General features: G+C 42.5%; 14 protein-coding genes and 1 riboswitch. Of the genes, 5 read left to right on the top strand and 9 right to left on the bottom strand.

Annotation, left to right across the window (positions count from 1 at the left end; genetic code table 11):
- Positions 1 to 170: 170 nt before the first annotated feature.
- On the bottom strand, positions 171 to 1,670 hold the full coding sequence (glpK, locus tag NQ541_RS01270) for a glycerol kinase GlpK (RefSeq protein ID WP_259936377.1): 1,500 nt from the start codon (positions 1,668 to 1,670) through the stop codon (positions 171 to 173).
- Positions 1,671 to 1,702: 32 nt separating this feature from the next.
- The gene (locus NQ541_RS01265; RefSeq protein WP_005611033.1) at positions 1,703 to 1,834 is read right to left on the bottom strand and encodes a hypothetical protein; all 132 of its coding nucleotides are present in this window, start codon (positions 1,832 to 1,834) and stop codon (positions 1,703 to 1,705) included.
- A 123-nt stretch (positions 1,835 to 1,957) separates the two neighbouring features.
- On the opposite strand from NQ541_RS01265, the gene NQ541_RS01260 reads away from it, so the two are divergent.
- Both NQ541_RS01260 and NQ541_RS01255 read left to right on the top strand, forming a co-directional pair.
- A complete protein-coding gene (locus NQ541_RS01260; protein ID WP_005611035.1) occupies positions 1,958 to 3,610 on the top strand; it encodes a SulP family inorganic anion transporter in 1,653 nt (550 codons plus the stop codon).
- A gap of 223 nt (positions 3,611 to 3,833) precedes the next feature.
- Entirely contained in the window at positions 3,834 to 5,213 is a 1,380-nt protein-coding gene (locus tag NQ541_RS01255) for a citrate/2-methylcitrate synthase (RefSeq protein ID WP_005611037.1), read from the top strand.
- Positions 5,214 to 6,008: 795 nt separating this feature from the next.
- Here NQ541_RS01255 and NQ541_RS01250 read toward each other — a convergent pair.
- Complete coding sequence (locus NQ541_RS01250; RefSeq protein ID WP_023921692.1) at positions 6,009 to 6,833, bottom strand: TrmH family RNA methyltransferase; 825 nt, start codon at positions 6,831 to 6,833, stop codon at positions 6,009 to 6,011.
- A gap of 143 nt (positions 6,834 to 6,976) precedes the next feature.
- Complete coding sequence (locus NQ541_RS01245; RefSeq protein WP_005611042.1) at positions 6,977 to 8,350, bottom strand: MATE family efflux transporter; 1,374 nt, start codon at positions 8,348 to 8,350, stop codon at positions 6,977 to 6,979.
- 181 nt (positions 8,351 to 8,531) lie between these two features.
- On the opposite strand from NQ541_RS01245, the gene fliB reads away from it, so the two are divergent.
- Positions 8,532 to 9,761: a flagellin lysine-N-methylase gene (gene fliB, locus NQ541_RS01240; protein ID WP_005611044.1), complete on the top strand. Its 1,230-nt coding sequence runs from the start codon at positions 8,532 to 8,534 to the stop codon at positions 9,759 to 9,761.
- A 92-nt stretch (positions 9,762 to 9,853) separates the two neighbouring features.
- Here fliB and NQ541_RS01235 read toward each other — a convergent pair whose 3' ends face one another.
- Positions 9,854 to 11,185: a GGDEF domain-containing protein gene (locus NQ541_RS01235; protein WP_005611045.1), complete on the bottom strand. Its 1,332-nt coding sequence runs from the start codon at positions 11,183 to 11,185 to the stop codon at positions 9,854 to 9,856.
- Positions 11,182 to 13,314, bottom strand: a complete 2,133-nt coding sequence (locus NQ541_RS01230) for a SulP family inorganic anion transporter (protein ID WP_005611046.1) — start codon at positions 13,312 to 13,314, stop codon at positions 11,182 to 11,184. The genes NQ541_RS01235 and NQ541_RS01230 overlap by 4 nt, the downstream gene beginning before the upstream one ends.
- 448 nt (positions 13,315 to 13,762) lie before the next feature.
- Here NQ541_RS01230 and NQ541_RS01225 point away from each other — a divergent pair, with 448 nt between their 5' ends.
- Complete coding sequence (locus tag NQ541_RS01225; protein WP_023921410.1) at positions 13,763 to 15,055, top strand: IS110 family RNA-guided transposase; 1,293 nt, start codon at positions 13,763 to 13,765, stop codon at positions 15,053 to 15,055.
- A gap of 260 nt (positions 15,056 to 15,315) precedes the next feature.
- Positions 15,316 to 15,410, bottom strand: a riboswitch (cyclic di-GMP riboswitch).
- Between the two features lie 238 nt (positions 15,411 to 15,648).
- A complete protein-coding gene (locus NQ541_RS01220; protein WP_005611050.1) occupies positions 15,649 to 16,782 on the top strand; it encodes a tyrosine-type recombinase/integrase in 1,134 nt (377 codons plus the stop codon).
- 125 nt (positions 16,783 to 16,907) lie between these two features.
- On the opposite strand, the gene NQ541_RS01215 is transcribed toward NQ541_RS01220, so the two are convergent.
- The 3 genes from NQ541_RS01215 to NQ541_RS01205 are packed head-to-tail and all read right to left on the bottom strand — an operon-like array spanning position 16,908 to position 20,020.
- Entirely contained in the window at positions 16,908 to 17,489 is a 582-nt protein-coding gene (locus NQ541_RS01215; RefSeq protein WP_155813740.1) for a hypothetical protein, read from the bottom strand.
- 57 nt (positions 17,490 to 17,546) lie between these two features.
- A complete protein-coding gene (gene nspC, locus NQ541_RS01210; protein WP_226969643.1) occupies positions 17,547 to 18,755 on the bottom strand; it encodes a carboxynorspermidine decarboxylase in 1,209 nt (402 codons plus the stop codon).
- A gap of 5 nt (positions 18,756 to 18,760) precedes the next feature.
- Positions 18,761 to 20,020, bottom strand: a complete 1,260-nt coding sequence (locus tag NQ541_RS01205; protein WP_005611053.1) for a saccharopine dehydrogenase family protein — start codon at positions 20,018 to 20,020, stop codon at positions 18,761 to 18,763.
- Between the last annotated feature and the right edge of the window lie 51 nt (positions 20,021 to 20,071).

Raw genomic sequence — 20,071 nt, 5'->3', positions numbered from 1 at the left:
ATTCCTGTTACAAGTTGTCAACGGGCTGAGGTAAAGCGGGTTCTGCACTGCGATGCAACAACAAGTGTGGATATGGACGCTCTTCTGTCAGAAGCACTTCCTGCTGTCGCGATATTTTCCCCCAACAACTACAAATTTCTACTCTGTCGTAATCAAAAATCACCCATTTCCTAATCCTCTTCTTTTGCCCAGCCGTAAGCATATCTTACAGCTTTATTCCATCCACGAAGCATTTCACTCCGTTTCTCTTCTCCGATCATTGGTTCAAATGTCCTGTCGATTGCCCAGTTCTTTATTACTTCTTCCCTGCTGCTCCAGTAGCCTGTCGCAAGTCCTGCAAGATAAGCCGCTCCCATTGCTGTTGTCTCGACACATTTCGGTCGCTTGACCGGGGCATGAATAAGATCTGCCTGCGTCTGCATCAGGAAATCATTTGCACTCGCACCACCGTCTACTTTCAATGCTGCAAGTTCAATTCCCGAATCTGCTTTCATCGCCACAAGAACATCATTGACCTGATACGCCAGTGACTCCAGCGTTGCCCGAATAATATGATAACGGTTGACACCTCTTGTAAGGCCTACGATCGTTCCTCTCGCATATTGATCCCAGTAGGGTGCTCCCAGTCCCGTAAATGCCGGCACTACATAACATCCGTTGGTATCTTTTACTTTTTTTGCCATTATTTCTGAATCCGCAGCCGAATCGATCAGCTTCATCTCATCCCGCAGCCATTGAATTGCCGCTCCTGCCACAAAAATAGAGCCTTCTAACGCATAGGTAACTTTTTCATCCAGCCCCCACGCGATTGTCGTAACCAGTCCATTTTCAGAAAAAACCGGTCTTTCTCCGGTATTCATCAGTAAAAAGCAGCCCGTTCCATATGTATTTTTTGCCTCACCTGCCTGAAAGCACGTCTGACCGAACAATGCCGACTGCTGATCCCCCGCAGCACCTCCGATTGGGATTGCTCCTCCAAAATACGACGCATCTGCTTCTCCGTAAATACAACTCGACGGTTTCGGTTCCGGCAGCATACATAGCGGGATTCCCAACTCTTTCAATATCTCATCATCCCACTGAAGTGTATTGATATTAAATAACATCGTCCGGGATGCGTTGGAATAATCCGTAACATGAACTCTGCCCTTCGTCAACTTCCAGATCAGCCATGTCTCCACTGTTCCGAAAAGAAGCTCACCCTTTTCAGCCCGCTCTCTCGCTCCCGGTACATGATCCAGCAGCCACTTTACTTTTGTTCCCGAAAAGTAGGCATCAATAACCAGTCCGGTCTTTCGTCTGAACTCTTCTGTGAGACCTTTTTCCTTTAACTCATCACAATACCCTGAAGTCCTCCGGCACTGCCATACGATTGCAGGATGGATCGGCTCACCGGTTTCTTTATCCCACACGATCGTCGTCTCTCTCTGATTCGTGATTCCGATCGCTGCGATATCTTTTGCCGATGCCCCGATCATCGTCATTGCCTCTACTGCCACACCGAGCATCGTTGCCCAGATCTCATCCGCATCATGCTCGACCCATCCGGGCTTTGGAAAGTACTGCGTAAATTCTCGCTGTGCCACACTGCACATCTCACCCTTTTTATTAAAAAGGATACACCGGTTGCTCGTTGTTCCCGCATCCAGTGCCATGACATATCTTCCCATTCCCACTCCTCCTTCATTGCCAGTTTCTATTCTTAATCAGAATACGTTGGGACAAAATCCGCAACGATGATTTCTGTGGATTGCTCCGCACATACACCTCCACAATCCTGTCTTATTAAAATATATACCATCCCCTCTGCTTTCGCAATTCCTTCTTTTTCCATATTGTATCTGATTTAGTGCAGTTTTTTATATTTCCTTACATTTCCAACGATATTCGAATATGGTATACTCTTATCCTGTGGTTTTTTATCTGAGAATGAGAATCTAAAGAAGGGAATAAACAAATGAATCAATTAAAACCAATGTTACTTACATCTTTGAAAAATTATAATCGTTCCCAGTTCGTCAAAGACGTAACTGCGGGAATTATTGTTGCGATCATAGCACTTCCGCTTTCCATTGCACTTGCACTCGCCTCCGGTGTCGGACCGGAAGCCGGTATTTTTACCGCCATTGTTGCCGGATTTGTCATCTCAGCCCTTGGTGGAAGCAGTGTTCAGATTGCGGGACCAACAGCTGCTTTTGCAACCATTGTCGCAGGGATCGTTGCCAAAAATGGAATGGACGGACTGATCATTGCAACTATCCTTGCAGGAGTTTTTCTGATCCTGATGGGACTTTGCCACTTCGGAAGTCTGATCAAATTTATTCCATATACGATCACAACCGGATTTACATCCGGAATTGCAGTGACGATCGTGATCGGACAGTTAAAAGATTTCTTTGGTATTTCTTACCCCAACGGAGTAAAACCAATTGAGACTGTAGAAAAACTAAGGGCTTTCTTTGAAAACTTTTTCACATTCAGTCTTGATGCATTGATCGTTGGTGGAGTCAGCCTCGCCATTTTGATCCTCGCTCCTTATGTGCTGAAAAAAGTTCCCGGTTCACTCCCGGCAGTCATTGTTGGTATCCTGATGGTAAGATTTCTTCCATTAAAGGTTGCCACGATCGGTAATCTTTATACCATCAGCAACTCCCTGCCCACTCTTCATATTCCAACCATGAGCCTTTCTATGATCGGAGATGCACTTCCAAATGCATTTACCATCGCCGTACTTGCCGCAATCGAATCATTGCTCTCCTGTGTAGTTGCTGACGGCATGATTAATGGAAAGCACCGCTCCGATATGGAACTCGTCGCTCAGGGTGCGGGAAATATTGCCTCTGCTCTTTTCGGTGGAATCCCGGCTACCGGAGCGATCGCACGTACCGCAGCAAATATCAAAAACGGAGGACGTACCCCGATTGCCGGAATCGTCCACTCCATTACACTGGTCATCGTACTTGTTGTTCTGATGCCATTTGCAGGAATGATCCCAATGCCGACGATTGCAGCGATCCTCTTTGTTGTTGCTTACAATATGTGCCAGTGGCGTACTTTTGTTCATCTGATCCGTACCGCTCCAAAAAGTGACATCATTGTATTACTTACAACATTTATCCTCACGGTCGTATTTGATCTCGTTGTTGCGATCGAGATCGGCATGGTGCTTGCCTGCCTGCTTTTCATTAAACGGATGAGTGAAGAAACTCATGTAGACAGTTGGACTTATGTGGATGATGATACTCCGGATGTGGATGAACACCTCCGCCGTCTTCCCCTTCAGATCCGTGTCTATGAGATTACCGGTCCTTTGTTCTTCGGTGCTGCAGATGCCATTGAACATATCGTAGTGAAAGACTTTACAACCTGCCTCATTCTTCGTATGAGAAGCGTGCCTGCCCTTGACAGTACCGCACTGAATGCATTGCAGAATCTCACAAAGGTCTGCGAATCCAAAGGAATTACCCTCGTCTTCTCCCATGTAAATGAGCAGCCTATGAAAGTTATGGTAAAATCCGGCTTTGTTGATCTCGTTGGCAAAGAAAATTTCTGTCCGAATATTCGTGCTGCACTTGATCATGCCGAAAAAATTATTGCAACAGCAAAATAAAAATGAATTTTACTGATAATTGACTTACAGCAAAACAAAATATTCATTTCTGTGCTGAAATGATCAATAAATCCTCAGTTTTTTGCAAGAATCGACCATTACTTCTTGCAAAACTGAGGATTTCTGTTTATAATAAAATCATATGTAACTGTCAGGACGACAAAATCTGCCGCCACATCACAGATTTACAAATGGTATAACAACGAGAGGTGAGATTTGTATTATGGCTTTAGAAGAAACTTTGATTGCAAATAACAGCAGCTTAAAAAATGAAATGGATTATCTGGAACAGGTTCTGCTGAATACCCACAGAATTGATCCGAATCTCTATGAAGAATACGATGTAAAGCGTGGACTTCGTGATTCTAATGGTAAAGGTGTCCTGACCGGACTGACAGAAGTGTCCGATGTCTGTGGATTCGATGTCATCAACGGACGGAAGATTCCTGCAGAAGGCAGTCTTTATTATCAGGGAATCAATGTTAATGATCTTGTTCATGGTCTTGGAAGCAAGAAATTTGGATTTGAAGAAACTATTTTCCTTCTTTTATTTGGTCGTCTTCCAAAAGAAGAAGAATTAAAACGTTTCCTTGGAATTATGTTTGAACTGGAGGCATTAAGTGGACGTTTTGTCCGTGATGTTGTCATGAAAGCTTCCAATTCCAATATCATGAATGCCATGCAGCGTTGTATTCTGACATTGTATACTTACGATGACAATCCGGAAGACATTTCTGTGGAAAATGTACTTCGCCAGTCATTAGAGCTGATTGCTAAAATGCCACTGATCGCAGTTTATTCTTACCATGCATACAGACATTTCCGCAAAGATGAAACACTTCTCATCCGTAATCCTGAAAAAGGACGCTCACTTGCGGAAAATCTTCTCCTGATGCTCCGTCCAAATGGACAGTATACCGAGCTGGAGGCAAAAGTTCTCGATATCGCCCTTGTTCTTCATGCAGAGCATGGTGGTGGTAACAACTCAACTTTCACGACACACGTTGTTACCTCTTCCGGTACTGATACTTATTCCTCGACTGCTGCATCCATCGGTTCACTGAAAGGACCAAGACATGGTGGTGCAAACCTGAAAGCCCAGAAAATGTTTGACGATATTAAAGCTTCTGTAAAGGACTGGGATAATGAAGACGAAATCCGGCTTTATCTCCGCAAGATTCTGAATAAAGAGGCTTTCGACCATTCAGGACTGATCTATGGTATGGGACATGCAGTTTATACTTTATCCGATCCAAGAGAAAAGCTTCTGAAAAGTTTCGCTGAAAAACTTGCCAAAGAAAAAGGACTGGAAAATGAATTTGCTTTGTATGACCGTGTAGAGCGTCTTGCCAAAGAGGAGATCATGACTCACCGCAAAATGTTCAAGCCAGTCTGTGCCAATGTTGATTTTTACAGTGGATTTGTCTATACCATGCTTGGAATCCCGGAAGAACTGTTCACACCGCTCTTTGCGATCGCCCGTATTGCCGGTTGGAGTGCCCACCGACTGGAAGAACTGCTCAATGCCGGTAAGATCATCCGTCCGGCTTATAAATATGTCGGACATCATACTGAGTTTTATGCAAGGGATGAGAGAGAGTGATGTGAAAATAAAAATTTGTAGTTGTTGGAGTGAAAATATTGCGACAGCAGGAAGTGTTTCTGACAGAAGAGCGTCCATATCCACACTTGTTGTTGCATCGCAGTGCAGGACCCGCTTTACCTCAGCCCGTTGACAACTTGTAACAGGAACGTGGAAACACTCGTGCAGAGGCACTCCTGTTTACGTTCCTTAACAAGTTGGGCAAAGTGTCTTCGGAACGCTCCTTGTCAATGCACTGCTCACGCAACAGCAAGGGCGGATATTAGGCTTTTCAAGTCAGAAAACTTTCCTCGCATCAGGATATTTTCTCCCAACAAAGATGAAATTCCAATAAGAAAGATGTCGGGGGCAAAAGCCCCCGACTTTGATGCCTACGGATGGCTATCAACTAAGATAAACGCTCCATCAAATAGTAAATACAATATCTATTATCTGATATTTACGATCGAATATCTTAGTCAATAGCCATCCGGCTTTTTCTATCCTTTGGAAATTTGCATTGTTGAGTGAATACGCTGTGGAGTCGGTATAACTTCTTATTGAGATGGTCAGCGGAAAGCAGGGTGTTCCTGAGCAGGTGCATTAACAGGAGCGTTCCGAAGACACTTTGCAGCGTTTGTTAGAGAAAGTAAATCGAGCGCCATTGCACGAAGATTTCCACTTTCGAGTTACAAACGGTCAACGGGCTGAGGTAAAGCGGGTCTGCACCGCGAGGGAATATCTCTGCTTTCCGCGTCCGCTTCGCCATAAAGAAGTCTTTTGCTTTACAAGCGTATCATTCCAACAAATACAAATTTATCTCCCCAGCTCCCAAAAAGCCACTGCACTTGCCGCAGCGACATTTAATGAATCAACTCCATGAGTCATCGGTATTTTGACCGTATAATCGCACTCTGCGATTGTCTGCTCTGCAAGTCCGTCACCTTCTGTCCCAAGGATGATTGCCAGTTTTTTCTCTTCACGGAGTCTTTTATCATCAATACTCACAGAATCATCGCTCAGAGCAAGAGCCGCAGTCTGAAATCCCAGGCCATGTAATCTCCTGATTCCATTTTCAATCCAGTCTTCCTGCTTTTCTCCGATAAATGTCCACGGAATCTGAAACACCGTCCCCATACTGACACGGCTTGCTCTGCGATACAATGGATTGCTGCATCCGCCTGTCAGAAGTACTGCATCCATATTTAAAGCTGCGGCAGAACGAAAAATCGCTCCCACATTCGTCGGATTCATTACATTTTCAAGAACTGCAACCTTTTTTGCATTTTGACATACCTTTTCCACTTCTGGCAATCCCCTCCGTCGCATAGCACACAGCATTCCTCTTGTCAGCTTAAACCCTGTCAGTTGTGCCAGCACATCAAATTCTGCTGTATAAACCGGAATCTCATCGCATCGTGCAAGAACAGAGGCTGCCTCACCTTCAATCTGCTTTTTCTCTACCAATACCGCTACCGGAGTGTAGCCGGCATTCAAGGCTCTCTCAATCACCTTTGGACTTTCTGCAATAAACATTCCCTCCTCCGGGTGATCTTTATTTAACAACTGTGCCTCGGTCTTTCTCGCAAATATATCCAGCTCTGGTGCATGAAAATCCGTTATTTCTATCATCCGAATCACTTCTTTTCCCCTCCTGTTAATTCCAGTTTCTTCAGCTCTGTCTCTTCTGCCTTATATCCTGACTGCTTTCATCAGATCTGACTTTATCTCTTCTCTCTTATACCCTGACTGCTTTCATCAGATCTGACTTTATTTTTTCTACTCTATACCTGCCGCTGCATATCCCGGTGTACTTTTTTTCTCACGAAATAATAGCAGATTACCTGCATAATGATCGTAATGATCCAGGATGCAGGATAAGAAATAAATAAAATATCCAATGAATGATGTGCAGGAAAGATCCAGAAAATCCAGACAATTCTTGTCCCTACTGTTCCGATTACCGAAAGGATCATCGGAACGGCTGAGTGTCCCATTCCTCTCAATGCCCCCGGAAAAAGATCCATCAGTCCACACAGGAAATACGTTACCGTTGTATATAAAAGAATTTCCATTCCACACTGGATAACTTTTGCATCTTCCGTATAAATCTTCAACAGTTCCGGACCAAATCCATACGCACTGACGCCAAGAATCGATGTAATAACTACTGATAAAATAATACAGTCAATCAGAACTTTATCCATTCGTTTACTTTTTCCTGCACCATAATTCTGACTCGTAAAACTCATACATGTCTGTGTCACGGAATTTACAGTCACATATAAAAATCCGAAAATATTATTGGCTGCAGTATATCCTGCCATTGCGGTAGACCCAAAAGAGTTTACAGAAGACTGCAAAAGTACATTTGAAAAATTAATCACTGTACTCTGTATTCCCGCCGGAATACCAACCTGAAAGATCTGCTTCATATAGATTCCCCTGATCCGAAGCTTTGAAAATGATAGTTTGTAACTGCCTTCCGATCTACAAAGGCATCGTAAAACCAAAATACTTGAAATCATCTGGGAAACGATTGTTCCGATCGCAACTCCTGCCACACCCATGTCAAAAACAATTACCAGCAGCAGATTCAGACCGGCATTGATCACTCCTGCAGCAACCAGGAAGAACAGTGGACGCTTCGTATCTCCGACGGCCCTCAGAATGGCTGCACCATAATTGTAGAGCATAAAAAACGGCATTCCTAAAAAATAGATTCTCATATATAACGTTGACAGTCCGATCACATCATCCGGTGTATCCATCAATTCTAACGCAAATCTCGAAAAGATCACTCCCACAAATGCCATGACGATCCCGCTGATTAATGCCAGTGTAATTGCGGTATGTACCGTCTCTGACATCTCCTTTTCTCGCTTTGCCGCATAAAAACGTGCTGCCAGAACATTTGCTCCAAGAGAAATTCCAATAAAAAGATTGGTAAACATATTGATCAATGCTGTTGTTGATCCAACTGCCGCCAATGACTGACTTCCGCTGAACCTTCCAACCACAATAATATCTACCGCATTAAACATCAACTGAAGGATTCCTGAAAGCATCAATGGAAGTGAAAAAGAAATCAGCTTATCCATAATCGTCCCATTGCACATATCTATTTCATATTTACTTTTCTTTGTCTGAGATTCCATACTTCTGCATTTCTCCTTTAAAAAATCTGTAATCAGTATACTTCATTTTTCTATAAATTTCTATAAATGTAACTATCCGATTTTGCTGAATGTGCTTTCTGTGGTATGATAATACTATGATGCCAGGGTCAAAAGCCCCCGACTTTGATACCAGATAACAGCCTTTTAGGAGAAAAGAACAATGAAAAGAATACGCCCTGACTTTTATAATGAATTTCACTGCATCGCAGATTCCTGCACAATTACCTGCTGTCAGGAATGGAAAATTGCTGTGGATCCGGACACAAACCGGAAATGGAAAAAAGTTTCTGCCCCCGCTGATGTACCGGAACAAAAAAAGAATCTCAGTGCCTATACAGAAAAAAAAGACGGTCTCCGGGTCATTCAGCTTGACTCAGACCATCGCTGCCCCTTTCTTTCCGAGAACAGACTTTGCCGGCTTGTTACTGCTTACGGTGATAAAATCCTGTCCGAAACCTGTACTACGTTTCCAAGAGAAATTCACCGGTTTCCCTGTCATATCGAGGAAACGCTGATGCCGTGCTGTCCTGCGGTGATCGATCTGCTGGAGCAGGCTGATGCATCACAGTTTCCAGATGTTCCCACCGAATGTGACACTCCTTTATTTCAGATCCGCAGGAACATTCTCCGTCTTTTGTTGCCCGCATCCTCACCGGTCTGTTCTGTTGAGGATTACTCCATTGAGCCTTGTTCCGCTGAGATCTGTTCCACTGAGGATCTCCTGCTTAAGATTCATTATATTTTACAGGAACTATATCGTAACGATTCCTTGGATGAGACCCTGATCCGTGATTACTTTTCGGCTGATACACTCTCCCAGTTAAGTGATGCCATCCAATCTATCCATCTTCCGGCAGAAGATACTTTTTTTGAATGCAATGAACTGTTGCAGGATCTTGCAGTTAATTATCAGAGTGAGAAACTTTATTGTGATTTTTTAAATCCAATTACTTCTCTTTCAGAGTACATTTCAGAATCTGCAACAGATTTTATGCATCCGATTTCTTTTCCTTCTTTGGATACAGGAACGTCACTCTCTGAACTTTGGTCAGACTTTCAGATCAGATTTTCTGAAGTTCAGCCACTGATGCTGAAGTTTCTTGCCAATGAAATTTTTTCGGATCTTGTCACTCCTGACAGCCACCTGGAAGATCTTCTGATCCGAATCCAGTGGATCGCTCTTGAATATTCAGCGATCCGTCAAAGTCTTTTTCTACAATGGCTTCAGAATAACAGGAGTACACTTACATATGAAATGGTTCGCCGGACACTCGTTATCATCACAAGAATGACAGGCTACGAAGAAGAGGATATCCGCAAATATCTGACCAACGGTTTTGAAGCTCTCATTTGGGACTGGGGCTATTTCGCTCTCATTCTCGGACATTGATCTTTCTCAGTTCCTCTGATCGTCATTTGCAGCATCTCCTGCGAAATCATTTGGATTATCCAATATTTTGCAGGATTTCCTGCATACACTTTTTAATAGAACTTACAACCATTTCTTCCATTTTCTTTGACATAATAGAGAGCTTTATCTGCATCTTTAAAAATACTCTCTCCGGAATTTTCCCGATCCGAAAAAGCAACTCCGACACTCAGTGAAACTGCCGGGATATTTTCATTCTCCGTCCCTAGCTCCTCATTTACTGCTTTAATCTTCTCTTCGATCGTATATTTCAAATCGCTGGTCATCTCTACCATGATAATTGCAAATTCATCTCCACCGATCCGGCAGACATGATCGATACTTCGGAATGCTTTCTTTAAAAGACCGGTTACTTTCTTTAAAATCTCATCGCCGACTGCATGACCATACATATCATTCACAGTCTTAAATGTATCTACATCTATCAAAATTAAAGCGTATGGTGTATCTCCATTTTCATACATATGCAACAGTTTTTCAAAAGATCTTCTGTTCAATGCATCTGTCATTGCATCATGTTCTGCCTGACGGCGGATCAGTCTTTGAGTCTCTTCATTTTCTTTAAAAACTTTATTATAAGTTTCTGCCCATTTTTGAAGTTCTGCTGCTCCGATCACCGGAAATATTTCGCCTTCCATAATACTCTTATTATAATAGACAAGCGGTACTACAATCAATTTTCTTACGATTATACAGATTGACAGTAAAAGGATCACCAGTATCATGATCGCAATTTCCAACTTCAAATACATATCGGAAAAGATCGTATTCGCTCTCTGCTGACGGTTTTTTGTCTTTTCGAGCAACTGATCCAGACAGCCACTTACTTCTCTCATGATTGTCCCTCGTTTATTCCGATATTCATTATTGGAAACCAGTTTCTGTGCTTTTTCCAGTTTTTCTTTCTGTGATAACTGCTTTTCCTCTTCCGGCAAATCCAATTGCTCAAGCTCTGCCGGAATGTCTTTTTCTCCCATCACAGTTGCAACGAGTTTTAAAGAATGATATTCTGTCAACATCAATTCTTTTGAATCTTCCATCGCCTGTTGCAATGACTGAAAAGCTTCGGTTTTGTCAAAATACTTTTTAAGACTTTCCAGTGCCTGTTCTCTGCGTTTGGTCACATCAGCCTCTTCAAAATATTGATCCAGATAATTTCGTTCTCCCGTCATTGCATACAGCCTTACCTGTTCCGTTAGATAATCAGACCCATCCTGTAACTGTCTGGCCGCATTTTCACAAACGATGTACTGATCAGTCGCATCTTCAAACCTTTTAACTTCATTTTTCCCATAATGCAGAATTACAACAAATACTACTGTTAATATCAGTGCAATCCCAATACTCCACGCACTTATGCTTTGAATTTTTATTTTCCTTTTCATTTTCTTTCCTTCTCCCGCAGGCTGATCACCAACTCATACACCTCCGGCCGTCGCTCTTTCAAATGCTGGTCCAGATGATGACGACGTTCTCTGAACCGCTCTGCAAGTTCCGGGTGTTCCTTCGCAATCCGGTCATGCACTTCCCGTCTATGCTCTTCCAGTCTTGCGGCAAGCGTCTTTTCATCTTTTCCTGAAATGTTCACGATCTCTTTCAGGTGTTCTTCCAGATGTTCCAGCCATTCATCTTCATCCATCGCCTCCATGTGCGACCAGCTTCCATGCAGCAGATTTTCCACATCTCCGCTTTTCTTCAACTGTTCGATCTGACGCAGGATCTGCTTTTCAATCTCTGTTTCCGACTCAGACCCAAAGGCCCAGACGAATTCCTGTACCCGGTTATCGACCCGCTTTCTTGAGGCACTCCGTTCCTCATTGTCCACACCGCCTTCCAATGGATACGGGCGATTGATTCCCATATCTTTCAATGCGATATGGATCGTTCTCCTCACGCATCCTTCAGAGATCAGATATCCGAGTCCCAGCTTTCGCATCTGCTCATTTAAATCTGCTATATGCTCTGTAATATAAAAACGAATCCCCTGTTCTTTCAGTGCTTCATAGAGGATCGCCAGTCGGTCTGCCGCTGTGATATCAATACTTCCGATTCCACTGGCATCCAGGATCACTGCTTTCGTCCCCTTTTTCTTTTCCAGTTCTGCCTCAATATCCTGCTGCAGGATATTGACATTTGCAAAAAAGAGATTACTGCTGAACCGATAGACCAGAACTCCTTCCACTGCATGGATCTGACTTCCCTCCGCAAGATCACGGAAATGTCTGTGTCCCGGCTGGATTCCGACAAAACACCTTGCAGGCTTAGACGAACGGATCACCATTTCTGAAAAGGATAAAATAATTCCGATCAGCACTCCATTAATCGTTCCCAACAGCAGAACGCCTACAAAAGCACCCCAGAAGATCAGACATTCCGTCCGGCTGACTTTCCACAATTTTGCTGCCAGCTTAAATTCTGTTGCTCCAAGCAATGCCGAAATCACGATTGCTGTCAACACAGGAACCGGCAGATACCCGATAAATCCTGTTCCGCAGACCAGAAGGATCAGCATGGATGCTCCTGCTACAATACTCATCAACTGGGTCTTTCCCTGGTACTGCTCCCCCATTGCCGTTCTTGAAACCGACCCGTTAATAGGACAGCAGCCGGTCAGTGCCGCAACAAGATTTCCTGCTGCAAAAGCTAAAAGCTCCTGATCGTCATTGATACGGTATCCATTCTTCTGAGCAAAATTATTTTCAGCGAGCAGTGTTTCTGCCATGATCACGACCGCCACAGAAAGGCTCACTGTGATGACCTGGTTCAACGGAAGCAGTGCCAGATCCGGAATCTTCCACTGCGGCAGACCTGGTTTCACTGACTCCAATGTCCTGATTCCCCATTCTTCCATTGGCAGAACAACCGTAAGTACTGCCCCTGCTGCCATCAGAACTACCGCCATCGGAAATTTCGGAGCAACCTTTTTTACTGTCAGTAAAATAGCCAGCGAAATGAGTCCAAGCATTAGTGAAGGAAAATTGATCCGTCCGGCAGTCTCCTGGATATGCTCCAAAAGCTCCGGCAGTTCCCCTGTTCCGGCAGTCCCGCCCAGTAATTTGGGAACCTGCATCAGAATGATCGTCATACAGATTCCACTGATGAATCCGCCCATAACCGGTGCAGAAATGTAATTGACCAGTTTACCGGCATGCATCAGATAAAAGGCAAGCAGCCATACCGCCACAAAAAACGTCAGAACCGGCACGACCTCAAGTGCCTCTTTTGAACCACCCTCAATCCCCATTCCCAACAGGGCTGAGCCGATCAATGCCGCCGGTGCCGCATCTACCCCGAAGATAAACTGCGGAGACGTCGAAAATACTGCAAACAAAATAATCGGAAAGACCGAGCCATACAGTCCGTATACTGCCGGCAGTCCGGCAATCTGTGCATATCCCATCGAAATCGGGATTGACACTGCCATGATAATCATACCCGCAATGACATCCCTCATCAGATTTTTTCTGTTATATTTTCGCATTGTCGGTGCTAATGTAATCCTTTTAAACCTCATGTTCCGTTATTTCCTTCCTGAACGACTTCTGCTCCTGCATTCCGTCGCTTTTCCCTGAACTATTTCATATCTCCTGGTATGATGTAGTCATAGACCAATAAGGTCATCCACATCATATTCTCTAATCTATATCCTGGTTGGTAAGAGGATTCTCCTCCATAATCACTCCAACCATAGATACGTGTATAAGTTACATACATTTTTGTATGATTATTCACTCCTAGACTATGTCTGTTACATAAGGTATTATTTTCCATTGGATAGGGAAAAGGACGATTTTCTCCTAGGGAGCTGGCTTATGTCCAGTAATACCCGTAACTTAAGACTGTCATTCCATCAATGAAAATTTATGTTTTAGGCTGGTTGGGAGCAATTAAGCTATACCCGTATAACGCACCAGGTAGTGTATTCATTGTTTTTTATGGAACCCTATCGGAAGGAGCATATAATGCATAACAAAAACTATATTTCCGTCGGCATTGATGTCGGTTCAGCTTTTAGCTTTATGACAATTCTTGCGCCAGACGAAACAGTGATCTTGAAACCTTTCAAGATTACTCACAATAATAAGGATTCTTTGGAACGAGCTGTTTCTGAAATTAAAAAAGCAGAAGAGCTGTATTCCTTAGAAAGTCGCACCTTTCTAGAATCCACTGGGATTTATCATTTCCCGCTCTTCTGCTATCTTGTTGATTGTGGTTTTAACGCGTCCATAATCAATCCTATTATTACACATTCTACTAAGAATGGAAATATCAGAAAAGTAAAAAATGATAAAATCGATTCTAAAGGTATTGCCAAACTAGGATTATCAAAAGATATTCCTGTTTCCCAGTTCCCAGCAAAGCTGGTTCTTGAACTGCGTAGCCTTACCCGTAAGTATTACGATTTAACTGATGAGCGTTCTGCTCATATCAATAAACTTAAAGGAGACCTGCATACCGTGTTTCCTCAGTATCTTGACGTTTTCTGTGATGTTACCGGCAAGACCTCAACAATGATTCTTCGCCAGTACGGTACTCCAGACAAGATACTTCGTGGTCATAAGAAGACCATGATTGAAAAAATATCAAAAGCTTCACGAAAAGGTCTTGCCAAAGCTTCTGAAAGATATGAGAAACTCTGTGCTGCAGCTAATGCTGCAAAGACATTTGGATGTCAAATAGACAGTATCTACTTCAATATCTTTTTAACTTTGGACCTTGTTGAAAAGCTTGATTCTGCTTTGGATTCCATACTGAATCGTATTAGGCAGCTGATTACATTCAATAAAAACGAGAAGTTTATTCAGCAGATTAAACTTTTAAATACAATCCCAGGTGTTGGCTTTCTGACTGCTGTAACAATCATGTGCGAAATAGGTGATTTCTCAGCATTCCGTAATCCAAAACAACTTTTTGCTTACTTCGGATTAGATCCTGAAGTAAATGAATCTGGAAAATTCGTTGGCACTCAGTTACATATGAGCAAACGTGGCTCCAGAATCGCGCGCCGTGCTATCTTTGCAGTAGCACTCGCCTCCATTCGTACAAAACGTAATGGAGAGGGCATCAATCCATACCTCCGTAAGTATTACGAATTAAAGTCTGGACAAAAGCCTAAGATGGTTGCAATCGGTGCTGTAATGCATAAAGTCTGCAACATCGTATTTGCTGTTCTTCGTGATGAAAAGGCATTTGAGCTTCGGTCACCAGAAGAACACTGTAAGCAGTATCAAAGACCTGCTTTAGCAGCTGCATAAAGATGCAGCTATATAAAACCATAGGAGCTTCTTGACGAAAATCCAAGTGATTTACGTTTGTTAAAGTTACTCATTTTTAGGTTTCAAAACATAAAAGAAAAATATCTATTTTTTGTCTTTTAGGTATTGACTATAACTAGCTGGTCTTTTAGTTTATGTGAGCATCAAAAAATGCCTGTAATAAATTACAGGCATTCTGTAAAGAACAGACCAAAATACAACTACCAAAAACCTAATATTTAAAAATTCTTATTCAAAATTCTTGTAACCGGCTGGCATTATCCAAAATCTCTCTGGATTTTAGCCCCATCTGGCTTTGCGTCCCTGACTTTCGTCAAGTTTGCCCGTATAACTTTATTCGTTTATGAATTATACACGGCACATGATAATTTTGCAATATTACAGAATAAATAATTTCACATTCAAATTCACATTTCATTCAGTCATATTTTTCTTTATTAAGCAAAAATACAGGATTTGAAATTTTTTAAACGTCAAAATTCTTTTCTATATTTATATGCACACTTTTTTATGTTTTTGCGAATATCATAATAGAGTCCCACCACATATTCATAAAGAAGGAGATCAGAGACATGGCTAAAGGAGAAAATATTTATAAACGCAAAGATGGACGATGGGAAGGTCGTTATAAAAAGGGGTATGATAAAAATAAGAAAATTAAATACGGCTATTGTTACGGACATTCTTACCGGGAAACAAAAGAAAAGGTAACTCGAGCAAAAATTGAACTTATGCTAAATTCACCTCCGGTATCAAAGGATATATATAGGAAGCGTTTTTCTGAATATTGTGTACAGTGGATAAAGATTAATGAAAGCCGATTAAAAAAATCTACACTTGCGAAATACCATTTCATGCTGGAAAATCACATAAAACCGCAGTTGGGAGATTATAGTTTCACTGATTTAAATTCGGATATAATCGCTGATTTTTCAAAAGATCTATTATATCAGAAGAAGCTTTCCCCTAAGACAGTACGGGACATTTTGACATTTGTACATAAAATAATCAGCTATATTCAAGCTGAAACCAACAGCAACCTGTCTTCTATTACTATTTCTTATCCCAGGCTTGAACGAAAAGAATTAAGAGTTTTATCAGCGGAAGAGCAACAAAATTTAATACAATATTTAGTTCAGGATTTTGATATTTACAAATTTTCAGTTTTGATCGCACTATTTACCGGACTTCGGATTGGAGAAGTATGTGCTTTACAGTGGAAAGATATTTCTGTAGAATCAGGACTTCTGACTGTGAGACATACTGTTCAGCGTATTAAAAATCCAGATAGTGATTCTGCAAAAAAAACGCTCCTCCAGCTCGGAACGCCAAAAACTTTTTCTTCCGCAAGAACGCTGCCTGTTACAAATGGACTGCAAAAACTGTTCAAACTATTTCAACATGACGACCCTGAAGCCTTTATTCTAACAGGGAATCACCAATTCATAGATCCCCGAAATTTACAGCGTAAATTAAAAAAGTATACAAAAGATCTTGGTATACAGGATGTTCACTTTCACACGCTCCGCCATACCTTTGCAACACGTTGCATTGAATTTGGCTGTGACATAAAAATTTTAAGTGAAATGCTGGGACATTCCAATATTTCAACAACATTAAATCGCTATGTACATCCGAGCATGGATTTTAAACGGGAAAATATTCTTAAATTGGAACAAGCCGGATTTTTTCCACCGTCAATATAGCCGTCAAAGTCGGGGGCTTTTGCCCCCAACATCTTTTAATAATGAAAGTATAGAAAGCAATTTGTCGCAGAGTATCTAACTCTGCGACTGAATTTATAACAATTTTTCCCAATAACGGAGACCTGCTATTTACATATTACTTTTTCGTATTTTCTAAAATTTCTCTTATCCGTCGTGCCACGCTCTTCATCATGGTCCCGATACCTTGCTTTTCCAATCAGATAAGCATTTGAATTAGCCTGAGATAGATACTCCGGACTCTTCTGAATATAAAATAATTTCTCGTTCTGCCTTAGATCATATTCTAATGTCCTCAGTTTCTCTAAGAATTTCTCACATATTTTCGTATAATGCTCTTTGATATAGAGAAGATTCCGGTTCAGGCAAACTGCACTTTTTTCTGTCATCTTCCGTTCTTTTACATTTTTAATCCAGGCATATTCTTCAGGTTGTACTTTATCACCTTCAATGGATCTCTCTAATTCCTTAAGACAGTAAATATGACGCTCCCAACTGTCCGGGAACATAAAATAAGTTGAAAATTCATGATCCAGCATCGGTGCTAATCGCAGAATCTCTCCCGTTTCATCACAGATAAATGCCACATTTTCATAATGATAATTCTGATCACCCCCCACAACTTGGACACACCAATGACGGGCCGATCCGAACATCCAGAAATCGCTCTCCACACTCACTGCACTCATAAAAATCCGCATCTCGCAGTTCCATCCGGTACGTAATACATTTTTGTTCCTCCAAATCTATTTTCTTCCTAGTCGAGTTTTAAAATCCTGATATCCAAACGCAGTAACCTGTTCCAGCCTTCCTTGCATTCCCAAACTCCATATATCCGGAAGCGGCATCCCGTTAAATGTATTATTTTTACAAGTCGTATAAATTGCCATATCGCCGAAGATTACCATATCGCCAGCTTTTAGTTCCTTCGGAAAATAGTAATCTCCGATCACATCTCCCGCAAGGCAGGTCGGTCCTGCCAAACGGTATCGGTGCTGATATTGCCCGCCTTCATCCGGCTGTTTTGCTGCATTGTAAATTGGTGGCTGGTACGGCATTTCCAGTACATCCGGCATATGGCAGGCCGCACTTGCATCCAGAATTGCAATCTGTGTCTCTCCATTTTTCACAATATCAAGAACACGACTCACAAGATACCCTGCATTCAGAGCAACCGCCTCGCCCGGCTCCAGATATACCTGAACATCCCATTTCTTCTTTATGGACAGAAGTAGCTCCTCCAGCCGGGACCTCTCATAATCATGTCTGGTAATATGATGTCCACCGCCCAGATTCACCCATTTCATTCGTGGAAGGATATCCCCGAATTTGTCTTCCACTGCACGCATCGTCACTTCCAGTGCATCTGCATTCTGTTCGCACAGCGTATGGAAATGGATTCCATCCAGCAGTGAGATCAAATCTTCCGTCATTTCTTGATTCCACTGTTCGCGTGTTGTTCCCAGTCTGCTGCCCGGAGCACACGGATCATATATGTCATGTCCGTCCTGTGTAGAACATTCCGGGTTGACCCGAAGTCCGATGCTTTTCCCTTGTGCCTTTGCTCTTTCCCCTAATTTCTTTAACTGCCCCGGCGAATTGAACACAATATGGTCTGCATACTCAAGAAGCTCATCAAATTCATCTTCCCGGTAAGCTGCACAGAAGACATGGACTTCCTTTCCACCCATTTCTTCTTTTCCCAAACGAGCCTCGTACAATCCGCTCGCTTCTGTACCTGCAAGATATGGCTCTAAAAGAGGATAGAAATTGTAATTAGAAAATGCTTTCTGAGCCAGTAATACTTTGCACCCGGTCCGTTCTGCCACCGCCAAGAGACAGAAGCCATTGCACTCCAGCTGAGTTTCATCAATCACATAGCTTGGACTTGGCAGCCTGCGAAACAAGTCCTCCGGGCTGTATTCTTCTAATCCCGAAAAAACAATTTTATTCATATTCATTACTCCACAATAACCGGATCATAGCTTTCACTGCGTGGCAGTCCATACTGATCTAACGCAGCAAGGAACGGATCCGGATCAAATTCTTCTACTGTATGTACACCTGTCTTTGTCCATTTTCCGGTCAGAAGCATCAATGCACCACACATTGCCGGAACTCCGGTCGTATAGCTGATTGCCTGGCTCGCTACTTCCTTGTAGCACTCCTGGTGATCACATACATTATAGATATAATATGTTTTTTCTTTTCCGTCTTTCTTTCCTGTAAAAATACAACCGATATTTGTCTTTCCATGTGTACGTGGACCAAGGCTTGCCGGATCCGGTAACAGTGCCTTCAGGAATTTGATCGGAACAATCTGCTGTCCCTCGAATTCAATCGGAGTTGTAGAAAGCATCCCCACATTTTCCAGGCAATTCATATGTGTGAGGTAGCTCTGTCCAAATGTCATGAAGAAACGGATTCGTTTCACTTCCGGAATATTTTCCGCGAGAGATTCGATTTCTTCATGATGAAGCAGATACATATCTTTCTGTCCGACACAGTCAAAATCATACTCACGTTTTATGCTCATAGCCGGGATTTCAACCCAGTGTCCGTCTTCCCAGTAGCTTCCCGGTGCTGATACTTCACGCAGATTTACTTCCGGATTAAAGTTGGTAGCAAATGCGTATCCGTGATCTCCGCCGTTGCAATCCAGAATATCGATTGTATCGATCGTATCGAATTCATTTTTCTTTGCATGTGCACAGTATGCCTGTGTCACTCCCGGGTCAAATCCGCATCCAAGAAGAGCAGTCAGCCCAGCCTTCTCAAACTTCTCACGGTATGCCCACTGCCAGCTGTAATCAAAATAAGCAGAAAAGCCTTTCTCCTCGCAGCGTTTGTTGTAAATTTCACGCCACTCTGGATCCTCCGTGTCTTCCGGCTCATAGTTTGCAGTATCCATATAGTTCACTCCACAAGCCAGACATGCATCCATGATCGTCAGATCCTGATACGGAAGTGCGATGTTCATCACAAGATCCGGCTGATACTCCTTGATCAGTGCGATCACCTGATCCACATCGTCCGCATCTACCTGGGCTGTTGTAATCTTTGTTTCGGTTTTTCCTTCCAGGTCTGCCGCCAACTCATCACATTTTGATTTTGTTCTGCTCGCAATACACAGCTCGCTGAACACTTCGCTTACCTGGCAGCACTTTCTGATTGCCACAGAAGCTACTCCGCCGCATCCAATTACTAATACCTTACTCATTTTCGTTCTCCTCCTGTAAATTCACTCTGTATGTTCATTCTATCTATTCAA

Origin of the sequence: [Ruminococcus] lactaris ATCC 29176, assembly GCF_025152405.1 — a bacterium.
GTDB classification, from domain to species: Bacteria; Bacillota; Clostridia; order Lachnospirales; family Lachnospiraceae; genus Mediterraneibacter; species Mediterraneibacter lactaris.
The sequence above is the reverse complement of the archived record's forward strand: the minus strand, read 5'-3'. Positions and strand labels throughout refer to the sequence as shown.